10 protein-coding genes are annotated in these 13,925 nt (G+C 62.4%); 3 read left to right on the top strand and 7 right to left on the bottom strand.

Annotation, left to right across the window (positions count from 1 at the left end; all coding sequences use genetic code 11):
* The first annotated feature begins 184 nt into the window (after nucleotides 1–184).
* Entirely contained in the window at nucleotides 185–1,990 is a 1,806-nt protein-coding gene (locus ASC80_RS17540) for a glycoside hydrolase family 15 protein (RefSeq protein ID WP_056299890.1), read from the top strand.
* Here the strand turns inward: ASC80_RS17540 and ASC80_RS17535 are convergent, their stop codons facing one another.
* The 7 genes from ASC80_RS17535 to tkt are packed head-to-tail and all read right to left on the bottom strand — an operon-like array spanning nucleotide 1,991 to nucleotide 11,597.
* Nucleotides 1,991–2,797: a Cof-type HAD-IIB family hydrolase gene (locus ASC80_RS17535; protein WP_056299888.1), complete on the bottom strand. Its 807-nt coding sequence runs from the start codon at nucleotides 2,795–2,797 to the stop codon at nucleotides 1,991–1,993. It lies immediately after the preceding gene.
* The gene (locus ASC80_RS17530) at nucleotides 2,794–3,345 is read right to left on the bottom strand and encodes a gluconokinase (protein WP_056299885.1); all 552 of its coding nucleotides are present in this window, start codon (nucleotides 3,343–3,345) and stop codon (nucleotides 2,794–2,796) included. Before ASC80_RS17530 ends, ASC80_RS17535 begins: the two co-directional genes overlap by 4 nt.
* 16 nt (nucleotides 3,346–3,361) lie before the next feature.
* Nucleotides 3,362–4,090, bottom strand: coding sequence for a 6-phosphogluconolactonase (gene pgl / locus ASC80_RS17525; RefSeq protein WP_056299882.1), 729 nt, complete (start codon nucleotides 4,088–4,090; stop codon nucleotides 3,362–3,364).
* A complete protein-coding gene (gene zwf, locus ASC80_RS17520; protein WP_156464441.1) occupies nucleotides 4,087–5,604 on the bottom strand; it encodes a glucose-6-phosphate dehydrogenase in 1,518 nt (505 codons plus the stop codon). Before zwf ends, pgl begins: the two co-directional genes overlap by 4 nt.
* The gene (gnd, locus tag ASC80_RS17515) at nucleotides 5,604–6,638 is read right to left on the bottom strand and encodes a phosphogluconate dehydrogenase (NAD(+)-dependent, decarboxylating) (RefSeq protein ID WP_056299878.1); all 1,035 of its coding nucleotides are present in this window, start codon (nucleotides 6,636–6,638) and stop codon (nucleotides 5,604–5,606) included. Before gnd ends, zwf begins: the two co-directional genes overlap by 1 nt.
* A gap of 10 nt (nucleotides 6,639–6,648) precedes the next feature.
* Entirely contained in the window at nucleotides 6,649–9,498 is a 2,850-nt protein-coding gene (locus tag ASC80_RS17510; protein ID WP_056299873.1) for a bifunctional transaldolase/phosoglucose isomerase, read from the bottom strand.
* Nucleotides 9,495–11,597, bottom strand: coding sequence for a transketolase (gene tkt / locus ASC80_RS17505; protein WP_056299870.1), 2,103 nt, complete (start codon nucleotides 11,595–11,597; stop codon nucleotides 9,495–9,497). Before tkt ends, ASC80_RS17510 begins: the two co-directional genes overlap by 4 nt.
* 218 nt (nucleotides 11,598–11,815) lie before the next feature.
* On the opposite strand from tkt, the gene ASC80_RS17500 reads away from it, so the two are divergent.
* Together ASC80_RS17500 and ASC80_RS17495 are read left to right on the top strand one after the other, a co-directional pair.
* Nucleotides 11,816–12,619 carry an N-acyl homoserine lactonase family protein gene (locus ASC80_RS17500; protein ID WP_056299867.1) on the top strand — a complete coding sequence of 268 codons (804 nt, stop codon included), beginning with the start codon at nucleotides 11,816–11,818 and terminating at the stop codon, nucleotides 12,617–12,619.
* Nucleotides 12,620–13,028: 409 nt separating this feature from the next.
* Nucleotides 13,029–13,925 (top strand): patatin-like phospholipase family protein, encoded by an 897-nt coding sequence (locus ASC80_RS17495; RefSeq protein ID WP_349509668.1) that lies wholly within the window; start codon nucleotides 13,029–13,031, stop codon nucleotides 13,923–13,925.

Raw genomic sequence — 13,925 nt, 5'->3', positions numbered from 1 at the left:
CCCCTGGCGAGGACGGGATGAGTTCGGAGGGGTGCCTTGATTATTCTGAGCGAAGGGATCGCATGGAGTTGTCTGGATTGTTCATCAATTTGTGACGACCAAGGGGAAACATTGGTTCCCGTTGCGGGTTATGCTGACGCCACGTTCGTGGCATTTCTCCCGTATTCCTGATCGGCGAGGGCTCGTGGCATCACGTATTGAAGACTATGCCCTGATCGGCGATTGCCTGACGGCGGCCCTGGTCGGCAGAGACGGTTCGATCGATTGGCTGTGCTGGCCGTCGTTCGATTCCGAGGCCTGCTTCGCGGCGCTCGTGGGCTCGACGGACAACGGGCGCTGGCAGATAGCACCGAAAGCCAAGCCGAAATCCGTGACGCGGAAATATCGCGGCGAAACGTTGATCGTCGAGACGCTGTTCGAGTGCGAGGACGGCGCGGTCACGTTGATCGACTTCATGCCGCCGCGCGGTCAGGCGTCGGACGTGGTCAGGCTGGTGCGCGGCGAACGCGGCACAGTCGCCATGTCGATGGAACTGGTGATCCGCTTCGGCTCAGGCTCCAATATCCCGTGGGTCAGGCGTCTCGATGACGGAACGCTGCTGGCGATCGCCGGCCCGGACATGGCGGTGCTGCGTACGTCCGTGCCGGTCAAGGGCGCCGACATGACCACGGTTGCCGATTTTGAAGTCAGCGCCGGCGAGACGGCGTCGTTCGTTCTCAGTTACGATGCGTCACATCTGCCGGTCCCGGAGCCGATCGACCCGGAGCAGGCATTGATCGACACCGAGACATTCTGGGCCGAGTGGTCGGCCGCGTGCATCTACAAGGGCGATCATCGCGATATCGTTCATCGTTCGCTGATCACGCTCAAGGCGCTGACCTATGCGCCGACCGGGGGCATCGTCGCTGCGCCCACGACGTCGCTGCCGGAAAAACTCGGCGGCTCGCGCAACTGGGATTATCGCTTCTGCTGGCTGCGCGACGCCACCTTCACGCTGCTGGCGCTGATGAACGGCGGCTATCACGATGAAGCGGTGGCATGGCACAACTGGCTTCTGCGCTCGGTCGCCGGCGCGCCGGCCGAGATGCAGATCATGTACGGCATCATGGGCCAGCGGCGCTTGCTGGAGTGGGAGGCGGACTGGCTGTCCGGCTACGAAGGCGCAAAGCCGGTGCGTTTCGGCAACGCCGCTCACGCCCAGGTTCAGCTCGACGTCTTCGGCGAACTGATGGACGCCTTCTATCAGTCGCGTGTGGCGAAACTTCAACTCGACGGTGTGACGTGGGGGCTGGAGCGGACGCTCCTCAAACATCTTGCGAAGATATGGGATCGCACCGACAGCGGCATCTGGGAGCGTCGCGGCCCCGGGCGGCACTATGTGTTTTCCAAGGTGATGTGCTGGGTCGCGTTCGATCGCGGCATCAAGAGCGTGGAGACGTTCGGCTTCGAGGCGCCGGTCGATGAGTGGCGCGCGATCCGTGACGAGATCCACGCCGATATCTGCGCTCGCGGTTTTGACCAGCACGGCAACACATTCGCCGAATCCTACGGATCGCACATGCTGGATGCGAGCCTGCTGCTGCTCCCGGCCGTTGGCTTTTTACCGATGTCGGATTCGCGTATGGCCGGCACGGTCGCCGCTATCGAGAAACATCTGATACGCGACGGGTTGGTGATGCGGCACGATCCGCGCGAACTGCAACCGGATGAGAACGAGCCGATCGAAGGAGCCTTTTTGGCCTGTACGCTGTGGCTGGCCGACGCGCATGTGATGGCCGGCGATCTCGACAAGGCGAAGGAGCTGTTTCGGCGCGTGACCGGCGTCGCCAATGATGTCGGCTTGCTGGCGGAAGAATACGACACCATCGCGCGCCGCCAGACCGGAAATTTCCCGCAGGCGCTGACCCACATCGCGCTGATCAACACCGCGCAGAATATTTATGAAGCGCTCCATCCGGCGAAACAACCGACGGTCCAGCGCTCCACCTGATCAGGCGTTCATCTCAACAATGGCCGCCACGGCCTTGGCGAAGCCATCCTCCTCATTCGACGCAGTGACGTCAGTCGCTTGGGCCTTGATCGCGTCGGCCGCATTGCCCATCGCGAACGACGTGCCGCTGGCGCGGAACATCGGCAAATCGTTCGACATGTCGCCAATGGTGGCAATCTCGTGCAACGGGATGCCGAGCCGCTGGCTCATCGCCTGAACGAACGTGCCCTTGTCGTGACCTGGCGGTGTAACGTCGAGATAGTAGTTCTGCGATCGTGCTGCATGGGCATCGTTGCCGAGGAGATTCTGCAGTTCCGCCTCGCATCGGGCGAGCAGATCGAACTCGCCGCTGACGCCGACGATCTTGCAGATTGCGTCAGGGAGAGCCTGTCCGGCAGCGATGATGGCCGGAGGCATGGCGACGGTCTTCTGCTCGCGGGGAACGTAATGGCCGTCATCGCGCTGGATCAGCCAGCGGTCGGTGGTGAACAGCCAGGCATCGACGCCATGGCGCGCGAACAGCGCGAGGCTTTCCGTCACGGCGCGCCGGGGAATCGTCGCCTGTTCGAGGACCGACAGGTCCGGCATGACCAAGGAGCTGCCGTTGAACGGGCCGATCGGCAGGTCGAGCGCGAGCGGTTCGCACAACATCCGCATCCCGAAAGGCGGCCGGCTGCTGGTGATCGAAAATCTGATGTCGTGGTCGCGCAGCGTCTGCACCGCTTTGATGGACGCGGGCGTCAGCCGTTTGTCGCGGGTGACCAGTGTGCCATCGACATCGGAAATCAGCAGGCGGATTTTGCTCATGACTCCTTCGCCTCGCCCACCGCCGGGTCCATATGCGCCACGATATCGGCGACGATCTTGTCCACGGTTGCGTCGATACTGACCGTGATGATGTGTTCATCCGGAGCCGGCTCTTCGAGAGCCGCGAACTGGCTATCGAGCAGCGACGACGGCATGAAGTGATGATCACGGTGGGACAGCCGCCGCGCGATCAGATCCTGCGTACCTTTGAGATAAACGATGCGGACATCGCCGCGGCCGTGAACCAGAACGTCGCGATAGGTGCGCTTCAACGCTGAGCAGGCAATGATCACCGGCGTGTGTGCATCCGCTTTGCGATCGATCTCGGCGGCGATGGCCTTCAGCCACGGCCAGCGGTCGTCATCGGTCAGCGGGATGCCGGCGTGCATTTTCTCGACATTCGAAGCCGGATGATAAGAATCGCCATCCTCGAAATCGAACCCGATTTGCTTTGCCAGTGCTTCCCCGATGGTGCTTTTTCCTGAGCCTGACACGCCCATCACGATGATGGCTGCAATGCCGGAGTTGGGATGGCGTGGCGAGGTCATGGTCGCTCTTTGTGGCTCAAGGGGTCGCCGCTTCATCGAGCAGCCATACCGTCTTGCCGTAGGCCGCGCCAGCCCGGGCCGCCGGCAAATCCTCGCCGGACAGCAGCCGTGTCATGATGGGAGCCTTGTCATGACCGGACACCAGAAACAACATTTCCCGTGTCGAGGCCAGCGCCTCGAAAGTCAGCGTCACCCGCGGCACGAATGGCGCGACATTGGCCTGCGGAACGCCGACCACCCAGCGTTCGCGCACGCTCGGCGCCGACATCCCCGGAAACAGCGACGCTGTGTGGCCATCGGGGCCGATCCCCATCAGCACCAGATCGAACAGCGGCGCGGATAGATCCGGTTGCGCGGCACGGAAGGCGCGCAACTCGTCCTCATAGCGCCGCGCCGCGTCGTCCGGTGTCGGAGCGGCGGTGTCGATGAGGTGAACATTTTCGGCGGGTGCGCAGGTGTCGAGGAAGGTGCGGCGCGCCATGCCGCCATTGCTAAGAAGATCGTTCTCCGGAACGAAGCGATCGTCGGTCAGGAACCAGTGTACCCGCGGCCAGGGAATTCTGTCGCGCCAAGGTGGCGCCGACAGCAATTCATACAGCCGCGCCGGGGTCGAGCCGCCGGTCAGACAGATCGCGATGCGTCCGTCATTCTGTTCGATCCGTGCGATCAGATGTCTCGCGGCGACTTCCGCGAGCCGCTGTGGATCGGGGACGGTCACGAATTCCCGGGTGGGCGTCTTGCTCATGCCGGCTCGATGCTGCGCCAGCGGCGCCCGTCGCGGCCGATCAGGTCGTTGGCTTCTTTCGGTCCCTCACTGCCGGCCTTGTACATGGCGAGGCCATGTCCGCCGGCTTTCTTCCATGCTTCGATGAAAGGTTGCACGATCCGCCATCCGGCCTCGACGCTATCGGCACGCTGGAACAGGATATTGTCGCCGATCATGCAATCGTAAATCAGGGTTTCATAGCCCGTGCTCGGCGCGGCCTTGAAATGATCCTTGTAGCGGAATTTCATCTCGACGCCGTCCACGGTGACTGACGGTCCAGGCACCTTGGTGTTGAATTGCAGCGTCACGCCTTCATTCGGCTCGACGCCGATGACGAAGTAGTTTTGCGACAGCCGTTCGACCTCGGTGGCGCGAAACATCGACAGCGGGGCATCCTTGAAGCGAACCGCGACCTCGGTGCGCTTCGCCGTAAGAGATTTTCCGGTGCGCAGATAGAACGGCACGCCCGCCCAGCGCCAGTTGTCGATGGTCAGCTTCAGCGCGGCGTAGGTCTCAGTCACACTCTGCGGGGAGACCTTGTCGGTCTTGCGATAGTCGCTCACCGCGCGTTCGCCGATCGTGCCCCCGAGATACTGCCCGCGGACTGAATTCCTGAGAGCTTCTTCCTCGGTCTGCACCTGGACGGCGTTCAGCACGTTGGATTTCTCCGAACGCACCGAATGGGCATCGAATCGCGAGGGCGGCTCCATCGCCACCAGTGACAGGAGCTGGAACAGATGGTTCGGCACCATGTCGCGCAGCGCGCCGGTGGCATCGTAGAAGCTGCCGCGGCGGCCGACGTCGAGGGTTTCCGACACGGTGATCTGCACATGGTCGACGTGATTGCGATTCCAGATCGGCTCGAACATGCCATTGGCGAAGCGCAGCACCAGGATGTTCTGGACCGTCTCCTTGCCGAGATAATGATCGATCCGGTAGATCTGGTGTTCGCTGGCGATCTTGAGCAGATCGCGATTGAGTGTTCTCGCGCTTTCGAGGTCGGTGCCGAACGGCTTTTCGATTACCAGCCGCCGCCAGTGCGTGTTGTCCTGTTTGAGCAGTCCGGCCCGGCCGAGCCCGATGCAGATCGGCTTGAACGCGGTCGGCGGCACTGCGAGATAGAACAGGGCATTTGTGATGCCGTCCTGGGCCAGTCCGTCGAGGTGATTCTTCAGGTGAGTGAAGGACGCCGGGTCGCTGGCATCCGCCTGCACCGTGGTGAGGCAGCCGAGCAGCTTGTCGGCAATCGCCTTGTTCACCGGGCGGGTCGCGAAGCGGTGCAGACTTTTCATCAGGTCGGCGCTGAGCGCCTGGCTATCCAGTTCGTTGCGCGCGACGCCGACGATGCAGAATTCTTCGGGCAGCAGGCCCGATTCAGCGAGATTGTAGAGCGCCGGAATGACAAGGCGATGGGTGAGATCGCCAGTGATGCCGAAAATGACAAAACAGCAGGAATCGGGGACTTTCGGTTTCGTTGTTGCTGCAGAGTTCATCAACGATCCTTCGGCGGGGGTTTTCCGGACGCTTTCTTCTGCCCGGCATTCGGATGCTGCGGCGGCTCCTTGTGGCCGCCGAAACCGTGGCGCATGGCGGAGAGGATTTTTTCGGCGAAGGTGTGCTCCTTGCGCGAACGGAAGCGCGCATACAGCGCCGCGGTGATGACTTCCGCAGGCACGGACTCATCGATCGCGGCATTGACGGTCCAGCGGCCTTCGCCCGAATCCTCGACGAATCCGGAATAGCTGTCGAGCGTCTCGTTCTTGGCCAGCGCCGCAGCGGTGAGATCGAGCAGCCATGAACTCACCACGCTGCCGCGTCGCCACACTTCGGCGATATCGGCGATGTCGAGATCGAAGCGATGCGCTTCCGGCAGTGCATCGATATTCGCGTTCTTGAGAATGTCGAAGCCTTCGGCATAAGCCTGCATCAGGCCGTATTCGATGCCGTTATGGACCATCTTCACGAAATGGCCGGCGCCGGTCGGGCCGGCATGGATGTAGCCCTGCTCAGCACGCGGATCGCGGCCTTCGCGGCCTTCGGTGCGCGGGATCTTGCCGAGGCCGGGCGCAAGTGCCGCGAAGATCGGATCGAGCCGCTTCACGACATCGGCCTCGCCGCCGATCATCATGCAGTAGCCGCGCTCCAGTCCCCACACGCCGCCGCTGGTGCCGACATCCATGTAATGGATGCCGCGTTCTTTCAGCGCCTGCGCCCGGCGCACGTCGTCCTGCCAGAACGTGTTGCCGCCGTCGATGATGGTGTCACCCGGTTGCAGTGATTGGCCGAGCGTCGCCACGGTGTCCTCGGTGATTCTGCCTGCGGGCAGCATCACCCAGATCACGCGCGGCGCTTTGAGTTTGCCGATCATGTCCGTGATCGACGTGCTTGCGGTCGCACCTTCGCTCGCCAGCGGCTGGATCGCCTTGGTGTCCTTATCCCACACCACGACATGGTGCTTGCCCTTGGCGATCAGGCGTCGAACGATATTGCCGCCCATGCGTCCAAGGCCGATCAGTCCGATTTGCATGGGCGGGGTCCTATTTCAGCGCGGTGTTGACGGCGGCGTGGATGTCGGCGAGGCCTTTGGCGACATCGCCCTTGATGTGGAGCCGAAGGGCGCGCCGGTCGCGTGACGTCAGGACATCGAAATCGCCGCGCGCCTGAGCCGCCTTGATGATCCCGAAGCTCGCCTTCTGATCCGGCACCGGCAGGTCCTTGGCGTCATCCGCGGTGATTTGCAGGAATACGCCGGTGTTGGGCCCGCCTTTGTAAGCCTGCCCGGTGGAATGCAGGAAGCGCGGGCCGAAGCCGACGCAGGTGGCAACGTGTTTTTGATTGCGGATCGCCATGCGGATGGTCTGCGCGGCGTCGACATTGTCGTCGTCGTGATCGACATAGGCCAGCAGCGCGGCGTAGTCGTTCGGCTGGATGCGTCCGAGGTGCGCCTTGAGCCAGGACGCAAGACTGCCGTCGGCGCCGGCCTTGCGTAGCACCTCCGCATTCTTCTTGTCGGTGAAGATCGCGATGCTGCCGTCGGTTGCGGCGGGACTTTCATCCGGCAACTGGCCGGATTTGTCGAACGCCTCGATCAGCTCGCGGGTGTTGACCTTGGCCGATTCGACATCCGGCTGGTCGAACGGATTGATACCCATCACTGCACCGACGACAGCGGTTGCGATCTCGAAGCGGAAGAATTCCTGGCCGATGTGGTCGGGACTGGTGACTGCAATACGGATCACCGGGTGTCCGGCTTTCTCCAGCGCGGCGAGCGCGGCCTCTCGGTCGCTATCGTCATCGCCTTTCAACCGCAGGTCGATGAAAATGCGGTCGCGGCCGTAGAGCTCAGGCTTGCCGAGGGTTTCGCCCTCGAGCGGAATCAGCGCCTTGCCGTTCTTGCCGGTGGATTCGGCGATCAGCTGTTCGGCCCACGCGCCGAAATCCTCGATCTGTTCTGAGGCGCTCAACGTGACCTTGTCTTGTCCAGCCTTGGCGGCAGCGCCAAGCGCCAGCCCGAGCTGCACGCCGGGATTTTCCGCAGGCGGCACGTCGGCGCCGCAGGCGCGGACCATTGCCGCCGAGAGATCGAGAAATTTGGTGAGATCGATGCCTGCCGCTGCGGCCGGCACCAGCCCGAACGGCGACAGCACCGAGTAACGGCCGCCGATGGTCGGCTCGCCATGGAAGATGTGTGCGAAGCCGCGGTTTTTCGCGACCTTCTCCAGCGACGAACCGGGGTCGGTGACGGCGACGAAGTAATTGCCGGCCTCGCCCCCGGTCGCTTCGCCAACGCGTGCAAAGAAATAATCCATCAGCGCGTTCGGCTCGGTGGTGCCGCCGGACTTGCTCGAGACGATGAACAGCGTCTTGCCGAGCGTGACCGATGCCTCAGTGCGCATCACCTGCGCCGGATCGGTCGAGTCGAGGATGCGCAGCTGCGGGAATCCGCCCTGACGTCCGAAGGTCAGCGCCAGCACTTCAGGCCCGAGGCTCGAGCCACCCATGCCGAGCACGACGGCATCGGTGAATTTTTCGCGCTTCACCCAATCCGAGAACGATTTGTATGTCGTCAGCGCGGCCTGTTCGCGCTCCACCGCATCGAGCCAGCCGAGCCATTTGGCCTCGTCCTTGCCGGTCCACACCGAAGCGTCGCGCCGCCACAGCGCGCGGATTTTTCCATCCGCCCGCCAGTCTTCCGCGAGCGCCTTCGCGGCCTTGTCGAGATCGGCGCCGAGGGCAAGCGCCTGTCCATCGACGCTGGCGCCGAGCATCGCCGCGCGCTTGTGCGCGACAGCGCCGAGCAATTTGTCGGCGGCTTCGGCAAACAACTGCACGCCTTCATCGACGAGCTTGTCGGTGATCGCATCCAGCGAAATCCCGGCCTTGGCGAGATCGGCGAGAACCTGCTCGGCGTCCTTGACGTTCTCTTCGAGGCTGTCGCGCAGCTTGCCGTGGTCGCGGAAGGCATCGAGCGTCGCCGGCGGGACGGTATTGACGGTGTCGCGGCCGACCAACTCCTCGACATAGAGAACGTCGCTGTACGCCTTGTTCTTGGTGCCGGTCGAGGCCCACAGCAGACGCTGAACCTGCGCGCCCTTGGCGGCGAGTTTTTTCCAGCGATCGGAGGCGATCACCTTCTTGTAATGCTGATAGGCGAGCTTGGCGTTGGCGATAGCGACCTTGCCCTTCAGCGATTCGAGATGCGCTTTCTGATCCTTGTCGTTGGCGGCTGCAATCTTCTCGTCGAGTTGCTTGTCCACCGCGGTGTCGATGCGGCTGACGAAGAAGCTGGCGACGCTGGCGATCTTTTTCGGATCGCCGCCCGCGGCGACGAAGGTTTCAAGACCGTTGAGATAGGCTTCAAGAACGTCGGCATACATCGTCTGCGAGAACAGAAGCGTAATGTTGATATTGATGCCCTGCGAGATCAGTTTCTCGATCGCCGGAACGCCTTCGCGGGTGCCGGGCACCTTGACCATCAGGTTGTCGCGCTTCACATCGCGCCACAGGCGCTGGGCTTCGGCGATGGTGCCTGCGGTGTCGCGCGCCCGATAGGGCGATACTTCAAGGCTGACGAAGCCGTCCGCGCCTTTCAACTCGTCGAACACCGGGCGCAGCACGTCCGCTGCCTTCTGGATGTCCTGCACCGCAAGCGCCTCGTAAAGATCCCCGACCGTCCGGTCACGCTCCTTGAGCAAGGCAGATACGGCGCTGTCGTACTCGTCGCTGCCGCCGATCGCCTTCTCGAAAATCGATGGGTTGGAGGTGACGCCACGAACACCGTCCGTGTCGATCAGTGCTTTCAATTCACCCTTGGCGATGAAGCCGCGGGCGAGGAAATCGAGCCAGACGGCCTGGCCGTGTTTTTGAAGTGCCTTGACGGGATTCATGATGCCTTGTTCTGTTCGATCTGACGCAACGCCGCGCCGAGGACTTTGTCCGACGTAAAGCCGAACTTTGTCAAAAGGTCTTTCAAGGGCGCAGACGCGCCGAAAGTATGCATCGCGATGATCTCGCCTGAAAGCCCCGTATAACGGTCCCAGCCGAGTGGCGATGCCTGTTCGACTGCGACGCGAGCGGCAATGCCGGGCGGGAGCACGCTGTCGCGATAGGATTTATCCTGCCGTTCGAACAGGTCCCATGACGGCATGCTGACCACCCGGGCGTGAATACCGCGCGATGTGAGTTCTTCATAGGCGGCGACGCAGAGCTGCACCTCGCTGCCGGTGCCGATCAGGATCACCTGTGGCGGGCCTTTGCCGGATTCGGCCATGGCATAGGCTCCGCGCGCCAATCCCGCTGCGGGCGCGAATTGCGTGCGGTCGAAGATCGGCAGTGGTTGACGGCTCAGCACCAGTGCGGCCGGCTGATCCTTCAGATTCATGATGACGCGATAGGCTTCGCGCACCTCATTGGCGTCGGCGGGCCGCAGCACGACGAGATTGGGAATCGCGCGCAGGCCCGCAAGCTGCTCGACCGGCTGATGGGTCGGGCCGTCTTCGCCGACACCGATGGAATCGTGGGTGAAGACGTGAAACACCGGCAGCTTCATCAGCGCGGCGAGCCGGATCGGCGGCCGCATGTAGTCGCTGAAGATCAGGAAGGTCGCGCCGAAAGCGCGCAAGTGGCACAGGCCCATGCCGTTGACGATCGCGCCCATCGCGTGTTCGCGAACGCCGAAATGCATGTTACGGCCGCCGGGCGTTGCTTTCTCCAGCACGCCTGCGTTGTCGAACGACAACTTTGTCTTGGTCGAGGGAGCGAGATCGGCCGCGCCGCCCAACAGCCAGGGTACGCGCGCGGCAATCGCGTTGAGCACCTTGCCCGAGGCCTCGCGGGTGGCGATGCCTTTGGCGTCGGCCTTGAATTCCGGCAGCTCGTGGTCCCAGCCGTCGGGCAATTCGTGGCGCAGTCCGCGTTCGATCTCATTCGCACGGTCTGCATACTCTTTCCGATAGGAGGCGAAGGATTTCTCCCAGTCGGCGCGCAATTTGGCGCCGCGCTGTCCGATGCCCTCGGAAAAACAGTCATAAACTCCGTCCGGCACCAGGAACTGTGCATCTTCCGGCCAGCCAAGAAATTTTTTTGTCTTGCGGACTTCCTCTTCACCCAGCGCGTCGCTGTGAATCGCCGATGTGTTCTGCTTGTCGGGCGAGCCGTAGCCGATGATGCTGTTGACGACGATCAGCGTCGGGCGGCCTTTGGTGTCCTTGAACTCGTCGAGCGCCTCGCGGACGCGCCGGCGATCGTTGGCATCCGGGACGTGGACGATGTGCCAGCCATAGCTGCGAAAACGCTCGGCGACGTTTTCGCTGAAGGCCAATTCGGTGTGACCCTCGATGGTCACGGTGTTGCTGTCGTAGATCCAGCACAGATTGTCGAGCCCGAGATGGCCCGCCAGCGAGGCCGCCTCACTGGCGACGCCTTCCATCAGATCGCCGTCGCTGCAGATGACGTAGACATTGAAATCGAACACGGTCTGCTGCGGCTGGTTGTATGTCGCGCCCAGCCAGCGCGAGGCGATCGCCATGCCGACGCTGTTGCCGCAGCCTTGCCCCAGCGGCCCCGTGGTGGTCTCGATGCTGGTGGTGTGGCCGAATTCGGGATGGCCCGGCGTTACGCTGTCGATCTGGCGAAACGATTTGATGTCGTCGAGCGAGACCGCTCCTTTATTCGTCACGTGGCCGTCGTGAACGCGTTTGACGCCGGACAGATGGATCAGCGAATACAGCAACAGCGACGCGTGGCCTGCGGACAGTACGAAGCGGTCGCGGTTTGGCCACAGCGGATCGGCGGGATCGTAACGCAAGACCTCCTGCCACAGCGTGTAGGCCACCGGCGCCATGCCCATCGGCGTTCCAGCATGTCCGGAATTGGCTTTCTGAACGGCATCGATGGTCAGGGTGCGGATGGTGTTGACGCACAATTCGTCGATGTCGCGCTCGCGTGAGCGCGGCCGCCCGTCATTCTTCAGATGCGCGAAATTCATTCCAAATGTCCGCAAATCGATATGTGCAGGATGGCCGCGGTGCGGTCGCGTGAGAAACGGAAAACGCCGCACCGCAGCGAAGGTTCCGCCGGGTAGAGACAATCGCACCGTTGTGAAGAGATTCTGATCGTGCTCTGTTTCGGCGCGAGCTGGATTGCACGGCACGTTGCGCGATCGTAAGGTTGCGCCGTCAAACAACAAGATGATGGGGGCGAACCTTGGGCAACACCTACGAAATGTACGCGCTGCGCTATGCCACCATGACCGGGCGAGGACCCCAGCAGAATTATCTCTATCCCGACGTGCACAATGAAGGCACCGATCTCGACTACTTCGTCTGGCTAATCCGTGGTGAATCAGGCGATATTCTCGTCGATACCGGCTTTAACGATGTCGCGGCGAAGGAGCGCGCGCGGACGTTGACCATCAATCCCGCCGATGCGCTGGCGAAGTTTGGGGTGAAGCCCGAGAGCATCCGCGATGTGGTGGTCACGCATTTGCATTACGACCACGCCGGCAATCTCGACCGCTTCCCCAATGCGCGCTTTCATCTGCAGGATCGCGAGATGATGTATGCGACCGGGCGCTGCATGTGCCACGGTGTGCTACGTCATCCGTTCTCGTGCGAGGATGTCACGCTGATGGTGCGCCATGTGTTCAACGATCGTGTGGTGTTTCACGATGGTGACGATGAGATTGCGCCGGGCATCCCGCTGCATCATGTCGGCGGCCATTCCGATGGCTTGCAGGTGGTGCGCGTCGAAACGAAGCGAGGTCCCGTGGTGCTGGCTTCGGACGCCGCGCACTATTACGGCAACATCCACCGCCGCAATCCGTTTCCGATCCTCTACAATCTCGGCGACATGTGTGAGGGCTGGCGCGAAGTTGAGCAACTCGCCGGCCATCCGGATCGGGTCATTCCCGGTCATGATCCGATGGTGCGCGAACTCTATCCGCGCGTGAACGGCAGCGAGGATATCGTCGCGCTTCACGAGAAGCCGCTACGTTCGTTTGTGGGGTAGGGAGAAAAGGCGCGCTGATTGTTGGAGTATTGTCATGCCGGGGCATAGCCGTTCGAAGAACGGTGTCGCTTCCGGTCGCCTATGTCCCGGGCATCCCGATTCAATGGGCAAAGTGCATCCCTGAGCGGGATGGCCGGAATAAATTCAGCCATGTCAGAGCGTGTGAGGCGCCGCTCGTCTTTCTTCTCCCTCTCCCCTAGGGACGATCGCTGCACTGAAGTCGCGCCGATGCTTCGCATCGGCTATGGCGAAGCGAAGCCGGGGTGGGGGTATCTCGTACAAAGTCCTCAGCAGGCGGCCGCCAGCGACGGCATACAGGCAATCGTGATGACTCCCTTCCGGCGTGTATTGATATATAAATCCCGTATCCGGGGTTGAATGCTCCGGCCCCGCCGGAGCGACGACTCCATTGGTGCCATCGAGCGAGCAGATCGCGCCCACGAATACGGCCGATGCCAGGCCTTCGACGGCGTTTGTCTTTGCCGGAGGCGGCAGTTTTGGCGCCATTCAGGTCGGCATGATGCAGGCGCTGGCGGCGCACGGCGTTGTCGCCGACATCGTCGTCGGTTCGAGCGTCGGCGCGATGAACGGTGCCTATTACGCCGGAAATCCAACCCTCGCAGGGGTTGAGAGGCTTGCCGAGATCTGGCGCGGGTTGACCCGCGAGGATGTGTTTCCGGTCTCGCTACGCACCCTGGCCGGTTTCCTGTGGCGGCGTGATTTCCTGATCTCGCATGATGGCCTGCGCAAGCTGGTTGACGATCATCTGCCGTACAAAAATCTTGAGGATGCGAAAATTCCGGTTCACATCGTCACCACGGACATCGTTTCCGGCGATGCGGTGGTGTTATCGCAAGGCTCGGCGGTGGAAGCCATCGTCGCCAGCACCTCGATCCCCGGCGCTTTCGCCCCGGTGAAGCATGACGGCCTCTACCTCGCCGACGGGGCGATCTCGAGCAATACCCCGATCCGGACCGCGATCGACAAGGGCGCGATGCGGCTCATCATCCTGCCGACCGGCTACGCGTGTGCGGGACATGCGCCGCCGGCAGGCGCGGTGGCTAACGCGCTGCACGCCTTGACGCTGCTGATCGCCCGCCAGATGACCACCGAACTGGAATACCTTGACCCGGCCATCGATTACAGCGTGGTCCCGCCGCTCTGCCCTCTGGTCGGTTCACCTTACGATTTCTCGCGCACCGCCGAGCATATCGACCGGGCGATCAAGAGCACCGGGAGATGGATCGCCGATGGCGGCCTCGAGAAAAGCCATATCCCGGGTGAGTTGCGCCCTCATCGTCATTGA

Origin of the sequence: Afipia sp. Root123D2 (assembly GCF_001425835.1) — a bacterium.
GTDB lineage: Bacteria > Pseudomonadota > Alphaproteobacteria > Rhizobiales > Xanthobacteraceae > Afipia.
The sequence above is the reverse complement of the archived record's forward strand: the minus strand, read 5'-3'. Positions and strand labels throughout refer to the sequence as shown.